The 23,933-nt window shown below is 56.1% G+C and carries 16 protein-coding genes and 5 pseudogenes; 16 read left to right on the plus strand and 5 right to left on the minus strand.

Going from position 1 to position 23,933, the window contains the following annotated elements; genetic code table 11:
- The first annotated feature begins 57 nt into the window (after positions 1–57).
- Together HLB35_RS02205 and leuA are read left to right on the plus strand one after the other, a co-directional pair.
- Positions 58–923 (plus strand): annotated as a pseudogene (locus HLB35_RS02205) (ion transporter).
- Positions 924–1,323: 400 nt separating this feature from the next.
- A pseudogene (gene leuA, locus HLB35_RS02210) lies at positions 1,324–3,028 on the plus strand (2-isopropylmalate synthase).
- Between the two features lie 67 nt (positions 3,029–3,095).
- Here the strand turns inward: leuA and epmB are convergent.
- Positions 3,096–4,130 (minus strand): EF-P beta-lysylation protein EpmB, encoded by a 1,035-nt coding sequence (epmB, locus tag HLB35_RS02215; RefSeq protein WP_171701329.1) that lies wholly within the window; start codon positions 4,128–4,130, stop codon positions 3,096–3,098.
- Between the two features lie 121 nt (positions 4,131–4,251).
- Between epmB and efp the strand changes: the two are divergent.
- Positions 4,252–4,817, plus strand: a pseudogene (efp, locus tag HLB35_RS02220) (elongation factor P).
- On the plus strand, positions 4,810–5,793 hold the full coding sequence (gene epmA, locus HLB35_RS02225; RefSeq protein WP_171701330.1) for an EF-P lysine aminoacylase EpmA: 984 nt from the start codon (positions 4,810–4,812) through the stop codon (positions 5,791–5,793). The pseudogene efp and the gene epmA overlap by 8 nt, the downstream one beginning before the upstream one ends.
- Here epmA and asd read toward each other — a convergent pair.
- The 3 genes from asd to rsgA are packed head-to-tail and all read right to left on the minus strand — an operon-like array spanning position 5,790 to position 8,528.
- Positions 5,790–6,629: an archaetidylserine decarboxylase gene (asd, locus tag HLB35_RS02230; RefSeq protein ID WP_171701331.1), complete on the minus strand. Its 840-nt coding sequence runs from the start codon at positions 6,627–6,629 to the stop codon at positions 5,790–5,792. The genes epmA and asd overlap by 4 nt on opposite strands.
- A gap of 10 nt (positions 6,630–6,639) precedes the next feature.
- Positions 6,640–7,491, minus strand: a complete 852-nt coding sequence (locus HLB35_RS02235) for a sulfurtransferase (RefSeq protein ID WP_171701332.1) — start codon at positions 7,489–7,491, stop codon at positions 6,640–6,642.
- Positions 7,492–7,502: 11 nt separating this feature from the next.
- On the minus strand, positions 7,503–8,528 hold the full coding sequence (gene rsgA, locus HLB35_RS02240) for a small ribosomal subunit biogenesis GTPase RsgA (RefSeq protein WP_171701333.1): 1,026 nt from the start codon (positions 8,526–8,528) through the stop codon (positions 7,503–7,505).
- 135 nt (positions 8,529–8,663) lie between these two features.
- On the opposite strand from rsgA, the gene orn reads away from it, so the two are divergent.
- The gene (orn, locus tag HLB35_RS02245; protein WP_171701334.1) at positions 8,664–9,245 is read left to right on the plus strand and encodes an oligoribonuclease; all 582 of its coding nucleotides are present in this window, start codon (positions 8,664–8,666) and stop codon (positions 9,243–9,245) included.
- 11 nt (positions 9,246–9,256) lie between these two features.
- On the opposite strand, the gene queG is transcribed toward orn, so the two are convergent.
- Positions 9,257–10,396, minus strand: a complete 1,140-nt coding sequence (queG, locus tag HLB35_RS02250; protein ID WP_171701335.1) for a tRNA epoxyqueuosine(34) reductase QueG — start codon at positions 10,394–10,396, stop codon at positions 9,257–9,259.
- A 103-nt stretch (positions 10,397–10,499) separates the two neighbouring features.
- On the opposite strand from queG, the pseudogene HLB35_RS02255 reads away from it, so the two are divergent.
- From HLB35_RS02255 to HLB35_RS02305, 11 genes and pseudogenes are all read left to right on the plus strand, one after another.
- A pseudogene (locus tag HLB35_RS02255) lies at positions 10,500–11,992 on the plus strand (NAD(P)H-hydrate dehydratase).
- A 12-nt stretch (positions 11,993–12,004) separates the two neighbouring features.
- Entirely contained in the window at positions 12,005–12,466 is a 462-nt protein-coding gene (tsaE, locus tag HLB35_RS02260; RefSeq protein ID WP_171701336.1) for a tRNA (adenosine(37)-N6)-threonylcarbamoyltransferase complex ATPase subunit type 1 TsaE, read from the plus strand.
- A gap of 164 nt (positions 12,467–12,630) precedes the next feature.
- Entirely contained in the window at positions 12,631–14,043 is a 1,413-nt protein-coding gene (locus tag HLB35_RS02265) for an N-acetylmuramoyl-L-alanine amidase (protein ID WP_171701337.1), read from the plus strand.
- A gap of 105 nt (positions 14,044–14,148) precedes the next feature.
- Positions 14,149–16,164 carry a DNA mismatch repair endonuclease MutL gene (mutL, locus tag HLB35_RS02270; protein ID WP_328730827.1) on the plus strand — a complete coding sequence of 672 codons (2,016 nt, stop codon included), beginning with the start codon at positions 14,149–14,151 and terminating at the stop codon, positions 16,162–16,164.
- A gap of 35 nt (positions 16,165–16,199) precedes the next feature.
- On the plus strand, positions 16,200–17,138 hold the full coding sequence (gene miaA, locus HLB35_RS02275; RefSeq protein WP_171701338.1) for a tRNA (adenosine(37)-N6)-dimethylallyltransferase MiaA: 939 nt from the start codon (positions 16,200–16,202) through the stop codon (positions 17,136–17,138).
- Positions 17,139–17,310: 172 nt separating this feature from the next.
- Positions 17,311–17,556, plus strand: coding sequence for an RNA chaperone Hfq (gene hfq, locus HLB35_RS02280; RefSeq protein WP_171701339.1), 246 nt, complete (start codon positions 17,311–17,313; stop codon positions 17,554–17,556).
- 36 nt (positions 17,557–17,592) lie between these two features.
- A complete protein-coding gene (gene hflX / locus HLB35_RS02285) occupies positions 17,593–18,903 on the plus strand; it encodes a ribosome rescue GTPase HflX (RefSeq protein WP_171701585.1) in 1,311 nt (436 codons plus the stop codon).
- A gap of 148 nt (positions 18,904–19,051) precedes the next feature.
- Positions 19,052–20,298: pseudogene (hflK, locus tag HLB35_RS02290) on the plus strand (FtsH protease activity modulator HflK).
- Complete coding sequence (gene hflC / locus HLB35_RS02295; protein WP_171701340.1) at positions 20,299–21,186, plus strand: protease modulator HflC; 888 nt, start codon at positions 20,299–20,301, stop codon at positions 21,184–21,186.
- Positions 21,187–21,387: 201 nt separating this feature from the next.
- Positions 21,388–22,581, plus strand: coding sequence for an ATP phosphoribosyltransferase regulatory subunit (locus tag HLB35_RS02300; RefSeq protein WP_171701341.1), 1,194 nt, complete (start codon positions 21,388–21,390; stop codon positions 22,579–22,581).
- Complete coding sequence (locus HLB35_RS02305) at positions 22,581–23,876, plus strand: adenylosuccinate synthase (RefSeq protein WP_171701342.1); 1,296 nt, start codon at positions 22,581–22,583, stop codon at positions 23,874–23,876. Before HLB35_RS02300 ends, HLB35_RS02305 begins: the two co-directional genes overlap by 1 nt.
- Positions 23,877–23,933: the final 57 nt, after the last annotated feature.

The raw sequence follows: 23,933 nt of genomic DNA on the forward strand, positions 1-23,933 counted from the left end.
GATTTTGAAGCGCTCCCATTAACATGAAACCCTTTTTGATAAGAGTCGGTTGACCGCATGAGTGAATCCTTTCGTACCTGGCAGTTGCGTTTTGAAGCGCTGCGCTCCAATAAATTTTTTGAAGGCGTGGTGATTGCTATCATCGTTATTTCGGCGCTGGTGATCGGTGCCAAAACGTACGAGGAAACCTCACGTTTCGAGCAGTGGCTGACGTATCTTGATATCGCCGTGACGGTCTTTTTTCTGGTTGAAATCCTGATTCGCATGGCAGCAGAGCCAAGCTTGCGCAGTTTTTCCGGCGCGGCTGGAATGTGTTTGATTTTCTGATTGTGACGGCGAGCCTGATTCCGCTGGATGATTCGGAAATGGTGCTACTGGCCCGTCTGTTGCGTATTTTCCGCGTGCTGCGTCTGGTGTCGATGATTCCAGAATTGCAGTTGCTACTGATCGCGCTAGTGAAGTCGATTCCCCGGATGGGCTATGTGGCTCTGCTTATGTTTATCATATTTTACATTTACGCCGCTCTGGGCAGTTTCCTGTTTGAGAATGTGGATGACTTTCTGTGGGGGAATATCTCCACCGCCATGCTGACCCTGTTCCGCATCGCGACCTTTGAGGATTGGACCGATGTCATGTATGCCACCCAGGAAGTCTACGCCTGGAGCTGGGTTTTCTATCTTACCTTTATCTTCCTGACGGCCTTCATCTTTTTGAATATGATGATTGGTATCGTGCTGGATGTCATGCAGAAAGAAGGTGCGAAACAGGAACTGGAAAACGGAGAGGGGGAAGTAGCACAGCTTAACAACGTGCAGGACGATATCCGCCAGTTACAGGCGCAGCTCGATCGGATGGAAACACTGTTAAGCGCTCAGGAACAGTCGGTCAAGCAAAAGGGTGTTGACAAAACCGCCAAGGATTGATTTTCTAGTAACATGAATATTGCCATAACAAACCTCACATTGGATCTACGACTACTAAGCGCCCGTCTCTGAAGGGTTAGAGACGGGCAATGCTGGTTAGCATTGTCGTTAGATTTAATAATGAGGTGGTTATGGTGGTTAATATAAGTTATTGGCGCTTTTCACAGCCAGAAAATAGTGTAAGTTTTCAATGCTGCGCACGTCGTCGATTCTTCCGAGCGACTCATATTGTTGAGCGTATTCTGAACGCCCCATGGCTTTTACAAGCCTTGGGGCGTTTTTCATTGTCTGTATATTGTTAAACGCTGCCTTGCGGGCCTTTGTATGACTCTTGCGCCTCAATTTGCGTATCATTCTTGAACAGGTTATCTACAAACCGCCACGAACCAGGAGAACTGCCATGATGTTGTCTGATCCCGCTAAAAAATATAGCCCCTTTGTTGCCGTCGATATTCCCGACCGCCAGTGGCCCAATCAGCGTATTGAAAAAGCCCCCATCTGGACGAGCGTTGACCTGCGTGATGGTAACCAGTCCTTGATCGACCCCATGGATCAGGAGCGCAAACAGCGTCTGTTCGATCTGTTGGTCAAGGTGGGTTTCAAGGAAATAGAAGTGGGCTTTCCTTCTGCCTCGCAGACTGATTTTGATTTTGTGCGCGCCCTGATTGAGCAGAACAAAATCCCTGAGGATGTGACCATCCAGGTGTTGACCCAGGCGCGCCCCCACTTGATTGAGCGCACCTTTGAAGCCCTCAAAGGCGCCAAAAATGCCATTGTTCACGTTTATAACGCCACTGACCCGATGTTTCGCCGGGTGGTGTTTAACGTCAACAAGGAAGAATGTATCCAGATTGCGGTAGACGCGACTCGTCAGATTCGCGATCAGATGAACGACGCCCCGGAAACCCACTGGACGTTCCAGTACTCGCCGGAGCTGTTTACCACCACCGAGATGGATTTTGCCGTTGAGATCGTCGAGGCGGTGATGGATACCTATGCGCCCAGCATTGACCATCGCATGATCGTCAATCTGCCGGCCACCGTAGAGGTCGCCACCCCTAATAACTATGCCGACCAGATTGAGTGGTTTTGCCGTAACGTAAAAAACCGCGACACCCTGATTGTCAGCGTACACCCCCACAATGATCGTGGCACCGGTGTAGCGGCTGCTGAACTGACTCTGATGGCGGGGGCCGACCGGGTAGAGGGCACCCTGTTTGGTAACGGTGAGCGTCGGTAACGTGGATATCGTGACGTTAGCGATGAATATGTATACCCAGGGTGTTCATCCTGAACTGGATTTCTCGAATATCACGCCCGTTATGCGTGAGGTTGAATACTGCAACCAGCTGCCGGTGCATCCGCGCCATCCCTATGTGGGCGATCTGGTATTCACCGCCTTCTCCGGCTCGCATCAGGATGCCATCAAGAAAGGTATGGCGGACCGCCGCGAACACCCTGAAGCGCCCTGGGATGTGCCTTATTTGCCTATCGACCCACTGGACGTCGGACGCAGCTATGAAGCGGTGATTCGCGTTAACAGCCAGTCCGGCAAAGGCGGGATTTCTTACCTGCTGGAGCAGGAACACGGCATTGAGCTGCCGCGTCGGCTGTCAATCGAGTTCAGCCAGGTGGTGCAGGAAGTCGCTGACCGCACCGCTAAGGAAATCACCTCGCAGATGATCTATCAGGCGTTTGCCGATGAATATCTGGAGCAGCAATCACCGTTCTGTCTGGTCAATCATCGCATGTCCTCCGAACCGGATAGCCCAGCGGTGCATCTTGAAGCCGTGATATCCGAAGGCGGCGAGCGCAAGACCTATTCAGCTGAGGGCAACGGGCCATTAGCGGCGTTTATCAAAGCGCTGGCAGGGGCCGGGCATGATGTGGAGATTATTGACTATCACGAACACGCACGAGGCCAGGGCTCTGATGCGGAAGCCATTGCCTACGTGGAAGTGCGCATTGAGGGTAAGGCGGTATTTGGGGTTGGCACAGATGAAAGCATTACCAGCGCGTCCATGAAAGGAGTGTTGAGCGCCATCAACCGGCATTATTCCACCCAGGCGCCCGCGGCCAACGTGACCGCTGACACTCTGGCGTAAGCTGGGCTTTTCGGCATGGAACCCAGGCGTGAATGGCCTGGATTCCATGCTGCAAAGAGGCTGGACACTACACAAGCGGCGTTTTGCTGGCCTCGCCTGGGATTTCGCGTACCAGTCGAGGCATCAGAAAGCCGGGCAGCTCGTCACGCAGGGTGGTGATCAACTGGCGGGCTTCCGCGTCGGGCACATTAAAATGCGCAGCGCCCTGAACAGGGTCAAGCACATGCAGATAGTAGGGCAGTACACCGGCGTCAAAAAGCTGTTCGGAAAGTGCTGCCAGCGCCTCTGTGCTGTCGTTGACGCCGCGCAGCAATACGCTCTGGTTGAGCAGAGTGACGCCAGCACCCTGTAAACGCTGACAGGCTGCCCGTACGGCCTGATCGATTTCGTTGGCATGATTGGCATGCAACACCATGACGGTTTGCAGTCGAGAGGCCTCCAACCAGTCCAGCAGGGCTTGATCCACCCGATCCGGAATCACAATCGGCAGACGCGAATGAATGCGCAGCCGCTTGAGGTGGGGGATCTGTTCCAGCTGCGTGACCAGCCAGGCCAGATGACGGTCGTTGGCCGCCAAGGGGTCGCCGCCAGAGAGAATCACTTCGCGGATGCTTGGGTCGGCCTGAAGATAGTCAAAGGCTTCCTGCCACTGGGCTCGCGACGGTGAGTTATCGGCATAGGGAAAGTGGCGCCGAAAGCAGTAACGGCAGTTGATCGCACAGTTAGGGCTGGCAATCAGCAGCACCCGGCCTGCGTATTTGTGGATGACCCCTCTGGCCGGGCGCTGTTGCACTTCGTCCAGCGGGTCATTGACGTAGCCGGGCGTTTGTAGGGTTTCATCTCCCAGCGGCAGCACCTGGCGCAGCAAGGGGTCATCCGGCTGATTAGGTTTGATGCGGCGTAGAAAGGCCTCCGGTACGCAGGTCTCAAACAGCGCATGGCCTGCGCTGGCACCGACTTGCCAGGTGTCAGGCAGCTGGAGACGCCTGCACAGCTCGGCAGGATCACGAATGGCCTGGGAAAGTTGACGTTGCCAGGAAGGCAGTGGCTCGCTGGCGCGATACGACGATGCATCCGCGCCAAAAATAAGGTTGTCCTGCAAAAATCCCTCCTTCGGGTTATCATGCGCCACACCTGTTCAGGCGTTGCGTTTTACCTGAGGTGACAGGCTTTGGATATTGCGCGACACAAGACACGCTTAAAAACTGAAACTGAGAGACAGTATGGCTAATTATTCTACCAATGAATTTAAAGGCGGTTTGAAGGTAATGCTTGATGGCGACCCATGTGCCATCGTCGAAAACGAGTTTGTTAAACCCGGCAAGGGCCAGGCGTTCAACCGCGTCAAGCTGCGGAACCTGATGACGGGACGGGTCTGGGAACGCACCTTCAAATCAGGTGAATCCCTTGAAGGTGCCGATGTTATGGAACTGGAGATGGAATATCTCTACAACGATGGCGAAATGTGGCACTTCATGAAAACCGATGGTTCCTTTGAGCAGTATGCCGTCGAGAAAAAGCCCTTGGCGATACCGAAAAATGGCTCAAGGAGCAGGTTCCCTACACGGTGACGCTGTGGAATGATAATGCCATTGCGGTGTCAGCGCCCAACTTTATCGAGCTCGAAGTGGTTGAAACCGACCCTGGCCTTAAAGGTGACACCGCCCAGGGCGGCTCCAAACCGGCGACGCTTTCATCCGGCGCTGTGGTACGTGTGCCGTTGTTTATTAATCAGGGCGAAGTGCTGAAAATCGACACCCGCTCAGGTGATTACGTTTCACGTGCCTGACAGCCCCGCATGGCGGCCAACGGCCGACCTGGATACCCTGCGCGCCCGCGCTGTCCTGTTGGCCGAAGTGCGGGCATTTTTTGCCGAGCGAGACGTGCTGGAAGTGGAGACACCGGTGCTCGGCCAGGGAGGCAGCACCGATGTGTACCTGACATCGCTTGCTACGTTGGCGCGCACTGATAAAGGGCGCCGCTGTCTGTGGCTGCAGACCTCGCCTGAATTCCATATGAAGCGCTTGCTGGCGGCAGGTAGCGGGCCGATTTTCCAGCTGGCCAGAAGCTTTCGCGATGGCGAGGTGGGCAGTCGCCATAACATCGAATTCTGCATGCTGGAATGGTATCGCCCTGGCTTTACCCTGGATCAACTGATAGAGGAAACGGCGACGTTGGTCGGGCGTTTGATGGGGCAGGTGCTGCCTGTCAGGTATTACCGCTACCGCGAGCTGTTTCATACCTATCTGGCGATTGACCCTTTTACCGTGCGCCTGGCGTCCTTGCGTGAACTGGCTGAACAACATGCCCGTATGCCGCCCGCCAGTATGGCTGCAGAGCCGCGTGAGGTGTGCCTGGATATACTGATGAGCGCCCGGATTGAACCACATCTGGGCGATCAGGAATTAACGGTCGTCGTGGATTACCCGGCCAGCCAGGCGGCCCTTGCCAAGCGCCATCAGGATGACCGTGGGGATTGGGTGGCATCACGTTTTGAGCTTTATCTGAACGGCGTTGAGCTTGCCAACGGCTATGACGAGTTGACTGATGCCGACGAGCAGCGCCAGCGTTTTGAGGCGGATAATGCCCAGCGCCAAGCGCTGGGGCTTGAGGAAGTCGATATCGATGAGCGGCTGCTTCAGGCGCTGGCACATGGCCTGCCAGAAGGTGCCGGCGTTGCCTTGGGCATGGATCGACTGATTCAGCAGGCGCTGGGTAAGCCGCGCCTGGAGGATGTGATCAGCTTCGCCACGCCGAGCTGTTAACCTCCTGCCTCAGTAAACGCCTGGCCCATCTGGATCTTGCTATTGGCTGCCCAGTCATCGAAGGCCAACGGTTCTGCAAAACACATCACCACGGTGGAGCCGAGTTTGAAACGGCCCATTTCAGCGCCTTTCTCCAGGGTGATGGGCTGGTCAAAGCGGGTACGCTGTGGTGAGCCCGCAAGCGGTGTGATCTGCCCGGCCCACACGGTTTCAATGGCCGCGACTATCATGGCACCGACCAGTACCACTGCCATTGGCCCCTGTTCAGTATCAAATATACACACCAGTCGTTCATTGCGGGCAAACAGCCCCGGCACATGGTTGGCGGTGGCCTGATTGACTGAAAACAGCCTGCCGGGAACGTAGATCATTTCCCTTAAGGTGCCGGTCATGGGCATATGCACGCGATGGTAGTCGCGCGGCGACAGGTACACAGTGGCAAAGCTGCCGCCAAGAAATGCTTCCGCCAGGCTGGCATCACCGCCGAGCAGGGTCTGGGCCGAAAAGATATGCCCTTTGGCCTGCACCAGCTGGCCGGCACGAATCGGCCCGAACTGGGAAAGGGTGCCATCCGCCGGGCTGACAATGCCCTCGCCGATGGGGCGGGCAGCGTCTTTCAGTGGGCGAGTAAAAAAATCATTGAAGCTCGTATAAGCATTGATATCTTCGCTCAACGCTTCACGCATATCGACGTTAAAACGCTGGATGAACGCCTTGATCAAGGCGTTCTTCAGTTTGGGCGAATCACACTCTGCCAGCTTGCCGATCAAACGCGAAAGCGCATGATGCGGCAGTGGGTACTGGAGTAGCGCAAAGGCTTGCTGTGCAAAAGTCACGGTGTCTTGTTCACTTCTCTATGGGGGTATCATTACGGTTGCCCCAGTCATTCCAGGAGCCCGCGTAACCGCGCATGTTAAAGCCCAGCGCCTTGCCTACCAGCCAGGTGAAGCTGCTACGGTGGTGGCTCTGGCAGTGGGTGGCAATTTCCATTTCCGGGGTCAGGCCGATGGCCTGAAGCTCGGTGATCAGTTCGGCGTAATCGCGAATACGTAGATCACGATGACGATCCATGGCATTCAACCAATCCATATTGACGGCACCGGGGATGTGCCCAAGGTGGCGGTTATTACCCGCCTCGCCGCGGTATTCACCTGCTGAGCGGGCATCCCAGATGGCAAAGCCCGGGTTACCCAGCTTTTCCTTGATATCATCAGCGCTAATCAGGGTATCCGGATTGAGGATCTCGGCGCGGTAATCACTGGGTGTCGGTGCGCTGGGTTCGGTGCTTTGTGGCATACCTGCTCCCCGCCAGGCGTGAATGCCGCCGTTCAGGTAGGAGTAGCGCGTGTGGCCGATCAACTCCAGAGTCCACAGCAGGCGTGCGGCCCAGCCACCGCCTTCATCGTCATAGGCCACCACGTGGGTATCTCGGGTCAGCCCTAGAGCGCTGAACAGCCGGGAAAGAGCCTCCACGTCCGGCACGTCATTGGGCACAGGCCCTTCGCCACGCATCAGAAAGCGGAAATCCAGGAAAATAGCGCCAGGGACATGGCCTTCGCCGTAGCTGTCCGGGTTGATCGGCACATCGATGATCAGTAGCTGTGGGTCATCAAGATGGGCGTTCAGCTGCTCGGGTTCAACAACCAGCGGCAGCAGGTTGGCTTCAGACCCTGTTGACGGGTGAGACACTTGGCTCATGATGGCCTCCTTTAACGGTCGGTATCCAGACTGGCGAGAATACGGCGGTAACTGGTAAAGCGCTGAGGATGAATCTTGCCTGCCTCAACGGCCTCAAGTAAAGCACAGCCCGGCTCGTTGATATGACGGCAATCGCGAAAACGGCAATGGCCCAGAAAATCATGGAATTCGATAAAGCCTTCTGTGACGGCCTGTTCATCCAAGTGGGTCAGGCCGAACTCGCGAATCCCAGGGGAATCAATCAACTCACCCTGAAGGTTGCCTTCTTTCTGCATGTGGTAAAGGCGCGCCGTTGTGGTCGTGTGGGTGCCTTTGCGTGAGTCTTCTGACAGGGCGCCAATGCGCAGGGTTTCATCCGGCAACAGCTGATCGATCAACGAAGACTTACCCACGCCGCTCTGGCCGACAAACACCGAGGTACACCCGGAAAGCTGCTGGCGCAGGGTGGTGAGGCCGGCTTCGCTGGCGGTGGTGGATTTGACGACCGGGTAACCCAGCTGTTGATAGCGGGCCAGCAGCAACCCCAGTTCGCCGCCATCTTCGGGCAGCAGGTCTACCTTGTTAAGTACCAGCACCGGCTTGATGCCGGTTGCCTCAGCGGCGACCAGATAGCGGTCGATCAGATTGGCGTGGGGGGCAGGCTCCACAGCAAACACAATCAGCAGCTGATCGACATTGGCCGCTACCGGTTTCAGCTGCCCGCGAGCGTCGGGGCGCTTCAGTACGCTGTTGCGTTCACTGCGCGCAACGACGACGCCGGAGCCGTCCTGGCCTGCGCGCCAGATGACATTGTCGCCGGTGACCAGGCCATCAAGGTTGGCGCGCAAATGGCAGCGCACTGCCTTGAAGTCAGCATCCTGTACTTCCAGGGTGCGGCCAAAATGGGCCATGACGCGGCCAGGCTGTTCTGCACCGTATTCACCGGCTGCCAGCTTTTCGTCTTCGTTGGCCTGCTGCTTGTGGGAACGCTTTTCGCGTTCTGCCTGAATCTTTTCAACGCGCCAGCGCTGTTGGCGACTTAATTTACGTTTACTCATGACCACCTGATTGTCGGTACCATTCACAGGTACAATAGCCACCATTGTACGGATTTTCGTCAGACCAGTGATGCACTATTTATCAAAATCACTTTTCACAACTTTTTGTCACACCTTTTACCCATGGAGCAAAGCATGAGCGAAAAAAGCGCGCCGCGTAAAGATCGGCTGGTCTGGATTGATCTGGAAATGACCGGCCTGAACCCGGAAAAGGAGCGCATTATCGAGGTGGCGACCCTGATCACCGATGCCGACCTTAATGTTGTCGCGGAAGGCCCGGTGATTGCCGTCAAACAGCCGGATTCGCTGCTGGCAGAGATGGATGAGTGGTGTACCAAGACCCACGGGGAATCTGGCCTGACGGCCCGGGTCAAGGCCAGCCAGACCGATACCGCAACGGCTGAGCGTGAAACTTTGTCATTTTTGCGCCAATACGTGGAGCCGGGGTCATCACCCATGTGTGGCAACAGTATTCATCAGGACCGTCGTTTCCTTGAACGCGAAATGCCGGAGCTGCTGGCGTTTTTCCATTACCGCAACCTGGATGTCTCGACCCTCAAGGAGCTGGCCAAGCGCTGGAACCCCGGTGCCCTGGCCGGCTTTAAAAAGCGCAACGTGCATCTGGCCATGGACGACATCAAGGAATCCATTGATGAGCTGGCGCACTACCGCAATACCTTTCTGCGCCTGCCTGAGGGTAATGACGAAGAAGAGTGACAGCGCCGCGATCAGCCTGAGGCAATCACGTCACGGCGTTTGCTATGCTGTTCACTGAGCGCCCAGGCCACGTGTTCACGCACCAGGGCGCTGGGGTAACTGCGGCGCGCCCACAGCGCAGCTTCGGTTGCCTGGCTCCAGGGAGCATTGCCCAGCGCCACGGCAATATTGCGCAGCCAGCGCTGATAACCAATGCGCCGTATGGCACTGCCTGCCGTCTTGTCGAGAAATTCTGTCTCGCTCCAGGCAAACAGGGTGAGCAGTTCAGCCCGCTCAAGCTGATGGCGGGGGTGGAAGTCGGCTTCCTGGGTCGGCTTCGCAAAGCGTGTGAAAGGGCAGAAAAGCTGGCAGTCATCGCAGCCGTAGATGCGATTGCCGATGGCGCGACGCAGGTGTTCGGGAATCGCCTCATGCAGTTCGATGGTCAGGTAGGAAATGCACAGCCTTGAATCGACGACTTTGTTGGCCACGATAGCCCCAGTGGGGCAGGCGGTCTGGCAGGCATTGCAGCTGCCGCAGTGCTCGTTCTCGAACGCCGGGTCAACGGGAAGCGGCAGGTCGGTATACAGCTCGCCGAGAAAGAACAGCGAACCGGCGCTCGGGTTAAGCAGCATGGCGTTTTTGCCAAACCAGCCAAGCCCGGCTTTCTGAGCCAGAGCGCGTTCCATGACAGGGGCAGAGTCAACAAAGGCACGATAGCCGATGGGGCCCACGGCCTGTTCAATTTTTTGAGCCAGTTGGGCCAGGCGCTTGCGCATCAGTTTATGATAGTCACGGCCCAGGGCGTAACGTGAGATATAGGCGTTTGCGGCGCCGTTGAGCTGTTCGATGCTTTGGGTATCGGCGGGCAGGTAATCCATCCGCGCACAGATGACCCGCTGGGTGCCAGGTTCAAGCTCTGCAGGGCGTGTGCGGCGGGTACCGTGCTTGGCCATAAAGCCCATGTCGCCGTGATAGCCTTGGGCCAGCCAGTCGTCCAGATGCTGTTCGTGGGCATGCAGGTCGATATCACTGATACCGACCTGCTGAAATCCCAGTTCCTGCCCCCAGCGTTTGATATCGGCGGCGAGCTGATCAAGCTGATCAGGGGCCAGAACAGTACGCGATTGAGCCGCTGTTTCAAGGTTTGCAGGTGTAGGTGTATTCTTCATGATAGGAACAGCGCAAGTATCAGGCGGTCAGAATGAGCGTCTTATGCTAACCGATTAACCCGAGTGACAACATGCACGCTGATTATTGGCTAAAGGAGCGCCCGTGAGTCTCTTGAATACCTCCCGGTTGAGACCGCTTTACCGCGCAGAGCAGGTGCGCGAACTGGATCGCCGCACCATTGCCGGTGGCATTGATGGCTTTGCACTCATGCAGCGAGCGGCGTCCAGCGCCTGGCATGGTTTTCGTGCCCGTTGGCCGCAGGTTCGCAGCATCAGCGTGGTGTGTGGGCGTGGCAACAATGGCGGCGACGGACACGTGTTGGCCGCCTTGGCTGCCCAGTCCGGCCTGAAGGTGCAGCGCATTACCACAGCGCCACTGGAAGAGCTGGGCGGGGATGCTGCCAAGGCCGCCGAACTGGCCACAGCCGCCGGTGTCGGCTGTGAAAACTGGCACCGTGATACTGCTTTTCACGGTGAGGTCATTGTTGATGCACTGCTTGGAACCGGTTTGCGTGGCTCGGTGGAAGGTGTTTTTCGCCAGGTGATAAAGGCGATTAATCTGGCGCGCAAGCCGGTGCTGGCGATTGATATTCCGTCTGGCGTAGAGGCTGATACAGGCGCTGTGCTTGGGTGTGCCATCCAGTCTGACTGCACGGTGACCTTTATTGGCGACAAGATTGGCCTGCACACCGGTGATGCGCCAGCCTACACGGGCGATGTTGATTTTCGCCCGCTGGGGGTTAAATCCCAGGCGTTTTTTGATATTCCGCCCAGCGCCTGGCTGCTGGATGAGTGCCTGCTGGAAGAAGCCTTTTCGCCGCGCCAGCGTATTGCCCATAAAGGCGATATGGGCCATCTGCTGGTGCTCGGGGGCGCTCCTGGCTTTGGCGGCGCTGCACTGATCGCCTCCCAGGCGGCAGCACGCCTTGGAGCGGGCAAGGTCAGCCTCGCCACGGCACCAGAGCATATCACGGTCAGCCTGGTACGTTGCCCTGAGGTGATGGCGCACAGTGTGCGCGGCGTGGCTGATCTGGGTGAGCTTACAACCCAGAGTGATGTCCTGGTGGTCGGCCCTGGCTTGGGGCAGGGTGCCTGGGGGCAGGCAATGCTTCAGTCTGCTCTGGAGACTCATCGTCCGCTGGTGATCGACGCTGATGGCCTCAACCTTCTTGCGCGCTACTGGCCAGAGATGCAGCGTGATGACTGGGTGTTGACGCCTCATCCAGGGAAGCCGCCCGGCTGTTGAATATCACCACGGCCGCCGTGCAGGAGGATCGCCCGGCCGCTGTTCGGGCATTGCAAAAACACTACGGTGGAAGCGTGATTTTAAAGGGGGCAGGCACTCTGGTGGCCGGGCCCAGCGGCCTGGTGGTGTGCCCGTATGGTAACCCTGGGATGGCCAGCGGCGGCATGGGCGACGCCCTGAGCGGTATTCTGGGCGCCTTGCTGGCACAAGGCTATGACATTGAACAAAGTGCCTGGCTTGCAACCCTGGTGCATGCCCTGGCGGCTGACAGAGCAGCGGACGCGCAGGGTGAACGTGGCCTGCTGGCCAGTGATCTGGCATTCTATGCACGTCAATTGATCAACCCTTGAGGTTCTGAGTGTATGCAGCTGGCTTTGGTTGATGAATCTCGTCATGTCGCCTTTGGTGAAGCATTAGGGCGGGTGTTTGAAGGCGCCGGGCGGGTGTATCTGGAAGGTGATCTGGGCGCCGGTAAAACGACCCTGACCCGTGGTATTCTGCGTGCCTATGGCTACCAGGGAGCGGTCAAAAGCCCAACCTATACATTGATAGAGCCTTATGAACTGGGAGATCAACGGATTTATCATCTGGATCTGTATCGCCTGGGTGACCCGGAAGAGCTTGAGTTTATTGGTGGGCGCGATGTGCTCGACGATAACGCCCTGTGTCTGGTGGAATGGCCAAGCCGTGGGGAAGGTTGGCTGCCCAAAGCAGACCTTCATATCCACCTGACCTTGGCGGACAGGGGGCGCCTGGCAACCCTTGAAGGCCTCACTCAGCGCGGTCAGCAATGGTTAAAAAATTTGTCGGTGGGCGAATTTTAAAAATATATTAACTGACTGGGCAGATAGTATTGGCCTGAATCGATAAGCTTTGTAGCGATATTCAGGTGTCACCATTGACCAGTCAATCTACGTAGTGAGTCGTTATGAAGCAGCGGTGGTCGTACAAAGGGGGAGATAGGCGCCAGCTAGCAGGCGTCTGTCTGATGTGGCTGCTGTTATCCATCACCGGGAAGGTGCTGGCGGCGGATGTTGAAAGCATGCGCCTATGGGCAGCACCGGATCATGCGCGCCTGGTGTTTGATCTTTCCAAGCCGGGTAGTGCCACTGTGTTTGAACTGGACTCGCCGAGCCGTTTGGTGATTGATCTGGATAATAGCCAATTGGAGACGGATACCAGCACTCTGCCACTGGAAGGCAGTGCCATTTCAAGTATTCGCAGCGGAATCCGTAACGGCACGGATCTGCGCATTGTTCTGGATCTCAACCGGGAAGTATCGCCACGGCATTTCATGCTGTCGCCTAATGACCAGTACGGTCATCGTTTGGTGGTGGACCTTGAATATCCGGGAGAGGCGCCAGTTGAAAACCCGATTGATCCCATCGAAGCAATGGTTCGCGAGCAGGAGATTGAAGCGCAGCGTACCAAGGTTGAAGCGGCGGCCAGCGGCACTCCACCGACAGTCTCCGAAGAAGTGGTGAGTCGTGAGGCGCAGCCACACCCACGCCGAGATATCATTATTGCCGTCGACCCGGGTCACGGTGGCGAAGATCCGGGGGCGATCGGACCCAAGGGTACCCGGGAAAAGGATATTGTGCTGCAGATCAGCCAGCGTCTGGCAGCTCAGATTAATGCGACACCCGGGTTCCGGGCGGTGATGATTCGTGATGGCGATTATTACATTGGTTTACGCCAGCGCACCCAGCTGGCCCGCGACCAGAAAGCTGACTTCTTTGTGTCTATCCATGCTGATGCCTTTACCAGCCCTCGCCCCAACGGTAGCTCCGTCTACGCGCTTTCGCAGCGCGGCGCCACTTCAGAAACGGCTCAGTGGCTAGCTGACAGCGAAAACCGTTCAGATCTGATTGGTGGCGTAGATGGCAGCCTGTCGCTAAGGGACAAGGATCATGTGTTACGCGGCGTACTGCTTGATCTGACCATGACAGCGACCCTTAACGATTCTCTGTCAATTGGCGGGCAGGTGCTGGATCAGCTGGGCAGGATTAATCGACTTCATAAATCGCGGGTCGAGCAGGCCGGTTTTATGGTGCTCAAGTCGCCGGATATTCCTTCCTTGCTGATCGAAGCCGGATTTATTTCCAACCCTGAGGAAGAGCGCCGCCTGAAAACAGCGCGGCATCAGGAAAATATTGCCACGGCGGTATTTAATGGGCTGCGGGCTCACTTTGAGCGCAACCCGCCACCGGCCAGCCTGCTGGCCTGGCAACGGGATAATCAGCGCAACCCGCAAGGTAACGAGTACCGCATTGAAACCGGCGACACGCTTTCAACCATTGCCGCGCGTCACGGAGTGCCGCTGCCCCAGTTAAAGCAGGCCAATAACCTCAACGGTGACGTGATCCGCGTCGGGCAAGTGCTACGTATTCCGCGCTCTTGAGCCGCTTTCCTGTACTGGGTAACGTCGGACAAATCGGCTTTGGTACCGACGATATGTCTGAAGTTTCTGAGAAGGTTCTGAGAAGGTTTTAAACACGAGGTGATTGTGTCCGATACTCAGGTGGCGTCTACAGCGCAAACGCCGGTAACGCGTATTCAGGTACTGGATGCGCGCCTTGCTAACCAGATTGCTGCTGGCGAAGTGGTCGAGCGCCCAGCATCGGTGACCAAGGAGTTGATTGAGAATGCCATAGATGCCGGTAGTCATCGTATCGAGGTGGACATTGAGCAGGGCGGCGCTCGCCTGATCAAGGTGCGCGACGACGGTATTGGTATTGGCCAGCAGGACTTGCCGCTGGCGCTGGCGCGACACGCCACCAGCAAGATTGGCAGCTTAGAGGATCTGGAGGGCGTGAGTTCGCTTGGGTTTCGTGGCGAGGCGCTGGCCTCAATCAGTTCTGTTTCTCGCCTTGAGCTGGTGTCTAATGCCTCCGAAGACCCTACCGATGGCTGGCGGGTGGTAGCAGAAGGGCGCAGCATGGAGGCACGTGTGTCGCCTGCACCTCACCCGCGGGGTACCAGCGTCAGCGTACGCGACCTGTTCTTCAATACACCGGCCCGGCGTAAGTTTCTGCGCACTGAAAAAACCGAGTTTGCCCACGTTGAGGAAGCGTTTCGCCGCCAGGCGCTTTCACGCTATGACATTAGCTGGGTGCTAAGGCATAACCAGAAAGTGGTGCACCAACTGCCGGCAGTCGATTCCGCTGCGTCGCGTGAACGCCGGATAAGCTCGCTGCTCGGGCGTAATTTCATTGAACATGCCCGTTATATAGAACGTCAGGCCGGTTCATTACGTCTGTCCGGCTGGGTTGGCCTGCCCACCCACTCCCGCTCCCAGGCTGACCAGCAGTATTTCTTTGTTAACGGCCGCGTCGTGCGGGATCGCCTGGTGGCACACGCTGTGCGCCAGGCGTATCGGGATGTGCTCTACAACGGTCGCCATCCGGTTTTTGTGCTGTATCTGGATCTTGATCCGGATGTTGTCGATGTCAACGTTCACCCAACCAAACACGAAGTGCGTTTTCGAGATGGCCGTATGGTGCACGATTTTCTGTTTTCCAGCCTGCACCACTGTCTGGCGCATACCCAACCCCACGAAGCGGCTGAGAATCAAGACGTCAATAATCAAGGCGCTGATAGTCAAGGTGCTGGTAGTCACAGCATTGATAAGCCACTCATGGATGCAGGTAGTGATCAAACAAGCGCTGCTCAGCCAGGGGACGATACGAGCACCCCGTCAGCGCCTGAGGCGCGTTGGGAGCAGCAGGGCATGGCCCTATCGTCTCATGGCGAACGACACCCCGGTGCGGCGCGGGTGCGGCGTTTCATGCAGGGCTATCAGGCGCTGCATCCTGACCATGAAGCATCCCTGTTGACGCCACAAACCAGGGCGTCAGAAAACGCGACACCTGACCCCGAGCACCAGGTCAATGAACAGCCGCTAGCTAATCTAATGCCCGCCGAAGACCCAACCGCCGCCCCTCCGCTTGGCTATGCGCTAGGTCAGCTGCATGGGGTCTATATTCTGGCCCAGAACCAGGAAGGGCTGGTGGTGGTGGATATGCATGCCGCCCACGAACGGATTGTCTATGAGCGCATGAAAACCCAGTGGGGCCAGAATGGCATTGATACCCAGCCGCTTCTGGTACCGGTATCACTGGCAGCCAGCCGAGGGGAGGTCGCTACGGTGGAAAGCGAGCAGGCGGCGATTGCTCAGCTGGGTATTGAAATAGATATTGCCGGGCCTGAAACCCTGCTGGTGCGCCAGCTTCCCGCGCTGCTGGCCAATGCTGACCCTGAGCCGCTGGTGCGTAGCCTGTTGGATGAACTGGCCCGTTTCGGGCGTTCTCAGCAGGTAGAGGCGCGCATTCAGGCGCTGCTTTCCACCATGGCCTGCCATGGCAGTGTGCGCGCCAACCGCAGGTTGGCGCTGGATGAAATGAATGCACTGCTGCGCGATATGGAAAGTACCGAGCGCAGCGATCAATGCAATCACGGTCGCCCAACCTGGACCCAGATGAATATGAAAGCCCTTGATAAGCTCTTTCTGCGTGGGCAGTGATTTTTTCGATCAAGGTCATTTAACAAGGCAAATGCATGATTGATGAACGCCCGCTGGCGCTTTTTCTGATGGGGCCGACAGCTGCAGGTAAAACCGAGGCGGCCATGGCACTTCACGAGCAGTGTGGCTGCGAGCTGATCAGCGTGGATTCCGCCATGGTTTATCGTGGCTTGGATATCGGTAGCGCTAAACCCAGCGCAGAAGAGCTCCAACGTGCGCCTCACCGCTTGATTGATATCCGCGATCCGGCTGACCCTTATTCGGCGGCAGATTTTCGCACCGATGCGCTACGTGAGATGCGACAAATAAGCGCAGCCGGAAAGGTGCCTCTGCTAGTGGGCGGCACCATGCTTTATTTCAAGCAGCTGTTGGAAGGTGGTGGAAACCTGCCGCCGTCCTCGCCTGACGTACGCGCTGAGCTTGAGCAGGAGTTGGCGCGCGACGGCCTGGCAGACCTGCATGCCAAGCTGCAGCAAGTTGACCCGCTTGCCGGGCAGCGCATACACCCCAACGACCCGCAGCGGACACTTCGGGCGCTGGAGGTGTATAGGGTGGCAGGTCGGCCAATGAGCGAGCTGTGGGCTGAACAGGCGGTGACACCTTTTCCCTGGCGAGTCGTCTCTATGGTGTTGGCGCCTGAAGAGCGAAGCTTTCTGCATCAGCGCATTGCCTTACGCTTTCGACAAATGTTGGCTGAGGGCTTGATTGATGAGGTCAGTGCCCTTAGAAAGCGTAGTGATCTACACTCAGACCTACCCGCATTGAAAAGCGTGGGTTATCGTCAGGTGTGGGAGTATCTTGAGGGCCGCTATGACAGGGCAAGCCTTGAAGAGCTTGGTATTATTGCAACGCGCCAACTGGCTAAGCGTCAGCTGACCTGGTTGCGGCGCTGGGAAAATGCCTGCTGGTTTAACATTCAGCAACCCGACACGCTTGATAAGGTGCTGAAACTCGTGCGTGAAAGCAGTGCTTAGCGTAAGATGGTTAATTCATTGCTGGTTTTTTTAAGCGGTTTTTCATGACGGCTTATAAGATAGCCATTCGAAGGGTCATGCGATAGCAGGCCGTTCGGGTAACAAGATTGTGGTGTGTCCAGGTGGCACTCCTTTAACAACCAACCCCAACGACAGTTTTAGGGAGAGTAACATGTCCAAAGGGCAGTCCCTTCAAGACCCATACTTGAATATCTTGCGCAAGGAGCGCATTCCGGTCTCCATCTTTTTGGTGAACGGCATTAAGTTGCAGGGCCAGATCGAGTCCTTTGATCAGTTTGTGATCCTGCTGCGCAACACCGTGAGTCAGATGGTTTACAAGCACGCTATTTCGACCGTAGTGCCATCACGTAATGTACGTCTGCCAGTGCAGGATCCGGCAGCAGAATCTGAAGACTAGAACCTTGAGTTCGGTCAGCCAATCTACGAGGTATTGATTGTTTTTGAGCGCCCAGATGCCGGTGAAACGGCAGTTCTTGTTCATGTTGATTTTCATGATGACCAGGCACGCGAAGACGCCGGTGAATTCCTGGAACTTGTGCGTTCTGCTGGAGCAGAAGCGGCAACACTGCTGACAGCCAGCCGAAGCCGACCGGACTCGCGCACCTTTATCGGTTCAGGCAAGCTTGATGAGCTGCGGGCAATGCTCGCTGCTCACCAGGCTGAACTGGTGATTTTCAATCATGGTTTAAGTCCTTCTCAGCAGCGTAATCTTGAACATGAACTTAAATGCCGTGTCCTTGATCGCACTGGGCTTATTCTGGATATTTTTGCCCAGCGTGCACGTACCCACGAAGGTAAGCTGCAGGTTGAGCTAGCCCAGCTTGAATACATGTCGACACGCCTGGTGCGTGGTTGGACGCACCTTGAACGCCAAAAAGGCGGTATTGGTTTGCGTGGTCCAGGTGAAACCCAGCTGGAAACCGACCGTCGCCTGCTGCGTGGACGCATCAAGTCAATTCACAAGCGCCTTGATAAGGTGCGCAGCCAGCGCGAACAGAACCGTCGTGCCCGTTCAAGGGCCGAGATTCATAGTGTCTCGCTGGTGGGATACACCAATGCGGGCAAGTCAACGCTTTTTAATGCGCTGACAGATGCTCATGTCTATGCAGCTGATCAATTATTTGCCACCCTTGACCCCACGCTGCGGCGTCTGGAAATTGACGATGTGGGGCCGGTGGTGATGGCAGATACGGTAGGCTTTATTCGTCACCTGCCACACAAGCTGGTTGAAGCATTTCAGGCAACCCTGCAGGAGGCCGCTGAAGCCTCATTGCTGGTGCATGTGATCGACGCTGCCGACCCTGACCGAGACCTGAATGTGGAGCAGGTCAACAGCGTTCTGAAAGAAATTGGCGCTGACGATGTTCCCATGCTTAAGGTAATGAACAAGATTGACCAGTTGGACAGCGCCCCGAGGATTGAGCGCGATGGTCAGGGCGTGCCGGAGGTTGTATGGCTATCAGCCCAGACACGTCAGGGGCTTGAGCTACTAGAGCAGGCCTTGAGTGAGCGTTTGGCAGTGGATGTTATCAGCTTTTCTTTGACGCTTGACCCGGAACAGGGGCGGTTGAGGGCTGGGCTTCACGACCTGAATGCGGTGCAGAAAGAATATTTTGATGAACAGGGACGCTCTGTACTGGACATCCGTTTGCCAAGGCGTGATTTCAACCAGTTAATGGCGCAGACTGGCGAACGCGCGGATACTTATCTACCTACTTCATTACAGACATCTGTGGAATGGTGAGTACAACATCTTTTATCATTTGTATTAGAATGGTATAAGTTTATCTGGATGATATTTTACAGCGACGTCAAACAGCAATTTTTATCAGTCGTTCTTGTAGCCGCATCAATCAGTATTATTTAGTAGGACACCTTAGCGGAGAAAACGTATGGCCTGGAATGAGCCTGGTGGTGGTAACCAGCACGACCCTTGGAGCAGCGGCGGCCGCCGCGGTGGCAATGGTGGCAACAAGGGGCCTGAAAACGGTAATAACGGTGGGAATAACGGTGGTGGAAACAACCAAGGCCCGCCTGATCTGGATGAAGCACTGAAAAAGTTTCAGGATAAGCTCAACACCATGTTGGGCGGTGGTGGCAAGAAGAAAGGTGGCAGCGGCCAAGGCGGTGGCGGTAACAAGCCGCGTAACACCTTTGCACTGCCTGGCCTGCTGATTGTCGTCGGTCTGGCCATCTGGGCAGCTTCCGGCTTCTATCTGGTTGACCAGTCTGAGCGCGGTGTCGTACTGCGTTTTGGTAAATTCCAGGAAGTCGTCACGCCGGGTCTACAGTGGAATCCGCCACTGATTGATGACGTGCGTATGGTTAACGTCACACGGGTTCGCTCCTTGACCCAGACGCAGTCCATGCTGACCCGTGACGAAAACATCGTTGAAGTGGAAATTTCGGCTCAGTACCAGGTTTCCAACCCGAGTGATTTCGTCCTCAACCTGCGCGACCCGAACCTGTCGATCGAAAATGCCCTCGATTCATCGCTTCGTCACGTGGTGGGCGGGACTGACATGATCGATATTTTGACCTCAGGTCGTGAGATTCTGGGCAGCTCGGTATCCAGCCGCTTGCAGTCCTACCTGGATTCTTACGGGGCGGGTATTCGTCTGCAGACAATCAACATTGAGTCTACGTCAGCACCCGATCCGGTTATCGATGCCTTTGATGACGTTATTCGTGCTCGTGAAGACCGTCAACGCACAATCAACCAAGGTATTGCCTACGCCAACGCGATTATTCCGGAAGCTCAGGGTCAGGCTCAGCGCCTGGTAGAGCAGGGTCAGGGGTATCGTGAATCAGTGGTGGCAGAAGCCCAGGGTCAAGCCAACCGCTTCAATTCCCTGCTGGTTGAATACCGTAATTCTCCAGCCATCATGCGTGAACGCATGTATCTGGATGCCATCGAAGAAGTCTTTGGCGGTACGCCAAAAGTCCTTCTGGACGTCAGTGAAAATGCCCCCTGATGTATTTGCCGCTGGATCAGATGCGCGGTAACAGCAATTCGTCTTCAAGCAGCAATAACGATGAAGAACTTGATCCGCGCGTGCTGGAACGCATGAGCAGTGGTCAGAGCAGCAGTTCATCGTCCAACTCTAGTAATAGCTCTATTCGCAGGGAGGGCCGCTAAATGATTAATAATCGATCCCTGCTGATCGTCGGCGGTTTGGCCGCCGTTGCCTGGTTAGCCAGTAACAGCCTTTATGTCGTCGACGAAACGCAGCGTGCTGTAAAGCTTCGCTTTGGTGAAGTGGTTGAAGAAAATATTCAGCCGGGCCTGCATTTTAAAGTGCCGATTACCCAGACGATTCGCAAGTTCGATACCCGTCTGCTGACGCTGGATACGGATACCAGCCGCTATCTTACGCTGGAGCAGAAAGCGGTTATTGTGGATTCTTACGTCAAGTGGCAAGTGATCAACCCAACCCGCTACTATGAAGCAACAGCGGGCGATGAACTGATGGCTATCCGCCTGATTCAGCCCCGCGTTGACGAAAGCCTGCGTAATGAATTTGGCCGCTTGAATCTGCAGGAAATCATTGCTGAACGGCGTGATGATCTGATGACAGGACCAACAGCAGAGCTTGATAGCCTGATGCGCGAAGAGCTCGGTGTTGCCATTCGCGATATTCGTATCAAACGTATCGACTTGCCAGATGACGTATCTGCAGCGGTATTTGAGCGGATGCGCTCTGAGCGTGAACGTGAAGCTCGCGAGTGGCGCGCTCAAGGTCAGGAAGAAGCCGAACGTATTCGCGCCAACGCCGACCGCCGCCGTACGGTACTGATCGCCCAGGCCAATGAGCGTGCTGAAACACTACGCGGTGAAGGTGATGCGGAAGCGGCCAGAGTGTTCTCTGAAGCGTATAGCCAGGATGCCGAGTTCTTCTCCTTCTGGCGCAGCCTGAATGCTTACCGTGAGAGCTTCGCTGACAGCGATAATCTCCTGGTGCTGGAGCCGGATAGCGAGTTCTTCCAGTATCTGCGTAGTGCCATGCCATCCTCTGCCGAGGAATGAAGCAATAACCCAGGCGTTTCGGGTAACCCTGCTGCCTTGGTGGGGTTCACCCATAAACGAAACGTGGTAGACTTTTATATCTGTTGACCTAGTAACCGGGCGTCGCCCGGTTTTTTTGTGGTCCATACCTTGTGGTCTTAACATGGTGATCTGAATCATTACATTGTTGGGCCTTCACTGTCGTCTCGCAGGATTGTTGACATGACCATTGCTGACCGCTGGCTATTGCCCGACGGCATGGATGAGGTGCTTCCGCCTCAGGCAAGCCGCATGGAAGAGCTGCGCCGTACCCTTTTGGATCTCTATTACTGCTGGGGTTACGATCTGGTAATGCCGCCTCCAGTTGAGTTTCTGGATTCTCTGCTGACCGGCACAGGGACAGATCTTGATCTACAGACCTTCAAGCTGACAGACCAGTTGACTGGCCGAATGATGGGCGCCACCGCTGACGTTACCCCTCAGGTCGCGCGTATGGATGCCCATTCAATGCGCCGCCAGGGGCCGGTCAGGCTTTGCTATTGCACCAATGTGCTACGTGCCCAGGCCGACCAGAATCAGGGCGGCCGAAGCCCTGTTCAGGTGGGGGTTGAACTGTTTGGGCATGCAGGCCTTGAAGCTGATAGTGAAATCATTCATCTGGCGATTTCCAGCCTGACGGCAGCGGGTGCTGACGAGATTCATCTGGCGCTTGGCCACATCGGCATCTACCGTAGCCTGGTGGAAGCTGCCGGTCTTGATGATGATCAGGAAGCGGCCATCTTTGATGCCCTGGCGCTGAAATCCCCTGGGATGCTGGCTGAGCATGTGAATGACAGCGTTAAGGACCCGGCATTGGCCAGCATGTTCAATGCGTTGGTTGAATTGCACGGTGATATTTCGATCCTTGATCAGGCGCGTCATCTGTTCGCTGGAGCACCGCCGCGTGTGAGCGCCGCTCTGGACGAATTAAGAGCACTGTATGAAGGCATTCGCGTTCGCTATGATGTTGAACTATATCTGGATCTGGCTGAACTGCGCGGTTATCAGTACCACACTGGCATGATGTTTGCTGCTTATGCGCCGGGGTATGGTCAGGCGCTGGCTAAGGGCGGGCGTTATGATGATACGGGCCGAGCCTTTGGGCGGGCACGGCCAGCGACGGGGTTCTCTATGGATCTCAAGCAACTGGCTTCTCTGGCACCCGCTGCAGCCGCCAAGGGTGCTATCTGGGCACCGGCGCAGGAAGATGAAGCACTGAATCAGGCAATTGCAACGCTGCGTGAGCGTGGCGAAAGAGTTATTCAGGCGCTGCCTGGGCAGGACACCGGGCCGGCGGCGCATTCATGCGACCGCCATCTTGAGTTAATTGATGGTCGTTGGCAGCCAACGACGCTGGCAGATGAGACGAGAGCATAATGGGTAAGAATGTCGTAGTACTAGGCACCCAGTGGGGTGATGAAGGTAAAGGCAAGATCGTCGATCTTTTGACTGAATCGGCGTCAGCGGTGGTACGCTTTCAGGGCGGCCATAACGCTGGCCATACCCTGGTGATTGATGGCGAAAAGACGGTTCTGCACCTGATTCCCTCGGGGATTCTGCGTCAGGACAAAACCTGCGTCATCGGCAACGGCGTTGTGCTTTCACCGGAAGCGCTGCTCAAGGAAATTCTTGAGCTTGAGGCCAAAGATGTACCGGTACGCAAGCGCCTGCGGCTGTCGCCAGCCTGCCCGTTGATTCTGCCTTACCATGTACGCCTGGATCAGGCGCGTGAAAAAGCCCGTGGTATCGCCAAAATTGGCACTACAGGGCGTGGTATCGGGCCGGCCTACGAGGATAAGGTGGCACGTCGCGGCTTGCGCCTGGGTGATATGCTGCACCGTGAGCGTTTTGCTTCCAAGCTGGGTGAAGTGCTCGATTATCACAACTTCGTGCTGACTCGCTATCACGGTGAAGAAGCCGTTGATTTCCAGGAAGTGCTTGATGACGCCATGCGTATGGCCGAAGAGCTGCGCCCCATGGTCAGCGATACCGTAGGCCTGGTACATGCTCTGCGCCGTCAGGGTGACAATATCCTGTTTGAGGGCGCGCAAGGCTCGCTGCTGGATATTGACCATGGCACCTATCCCTTTGTGACCAGCTCTAACACCACGGCAGGCGGCACTGCAACAGGTTCTGGCGTTGGCCCGCTGTATCTGGATTACGTGCTGGGTATCACCAAGGCGTACACCACCCGGGTGGGTTCGGGGCCATTCCCGACCGAGCTGTTTGATGACCACGGTCGTCATCTGGCTGAAAGGGGCCATGAATTTGGGGCTACCACGGGGCGTCCGCGGCGCTGCGGCTGGTTTGATGCGGTTGCCCTGCGCCATGCGGTGCAGATTAACTCGGTATCGGGCATCTGTCTGACCAAGCTGGACGTGCTGGACGGTCTTGAAAATATCCGCGTCTGCGTGGGCTATCGCAGCAAGGACGGTGATGTTCTGGATACGCCGGTCGATTCAGAAGGCTATGAAGCGGTTGAGCCGCTTTATGAAGATCTGCCGGGCTGGAAAGAGTCCACCCTTGGGGTGAAGCGGGTAGAAGATCTGCCTGCCAATGCGCGTTCCTACATCAGCTTTCTTGAAGAGCAGGTGGGCACCAGCATTGATATTATTTCGACAGGGCCTGACCGTATCGAAACGATTGTATTGCGCAATCCGTTTGATGGCTGAAAATGGCTTGAACAGCAAAAAGGCGCCCATTGGCGCCTTTTTGATTTTACGGCTGCC

This window comes from Vreelandella azerica (assembly GCF_013112225.1).
Taxonomy (GTDB): domain Bacteria; phylum Pseudomonadota; class Gammaproteobacteria; order Pseudomonadales; family Halomonadaceae; genus Vreelandella; species Vreelandella azerica.

Bases quoted from the DNA above. Each gene is read 5' to 3' on its own strand.
- HLB35_RS02235 (WP_171701332.1), bottom strand. From the start codon at position 7,491: ATGAGCCAAGTGTCTCACCCGTCAACAGGGTCTGAAGCCAACCTGCTG.
- hfq (WP_171701339.1), top strand. From the start codon at position 17,311: ATGTCCAAAGGGCAGTCCCTTCAAGACCCATACTTGAATATCTTGCGC.
- HLB35_RS02305 (WP_171701342.1), top strand. From the start codon at position 22,581: ATGGGTAAGAATGTCGTAGTACTAGGCACCCAGTGGGGTGATGAAGGT.
- tsaE (WP_171701336.1), top strand. From the start codon at position 12,005: ATGCAGCTGGCTTTGGTTGATGAATCTCGTCATGTCGCCTTTGGTGAA.
- orn (WP_171701334.1), top strand. From the start codon at position 8,664: ATGAGCGAAAAAAGCGCGCCGCGTAAAGATCGGCTGGTCTGGATTGAT.
- HLB35_RS02300 (WP_171701341.1), top strand. From the start codon at position 21,388: ATGACCATTGCTGACCGCTGGCTATTGCCCGACGGCATGGATGAGGTG.
- miaA (WP_171701338.1), top strand. From the start codon at position 16,200: ATGATTGATGAACGCCCGCTGGCGCTTTTTCTGATGGGGCCGACAGCT.
- HLB35_RS02265 (WP_171701337.1), top strand. From the start codon at position 12,631: ATGTGGCTGCTGTTATCCATCACCGGGAAGGTGCTGGCGGCGGATGTT.
- queG (WP_171701335.1), bottom strand. From the start codon at position 10,396: ATGAAGAATACACCTACACCTGCAAACCTTGAAACAGCGGCTCAATCG.
- hflC (WP_171701340.1), top strand. From the start codon at position 20,299: ATGATTAATAATCGATCCCTGCTGATCGTCGGCGGTTTGGCCGCCGTT.
- rsgA (WP_171701333.1), bottom strand. From the start codon at position 8,528: ATGAGTAAACGTAAATTAAGTCGCCAACAGCGCTGGCGCGTTGAAAAG.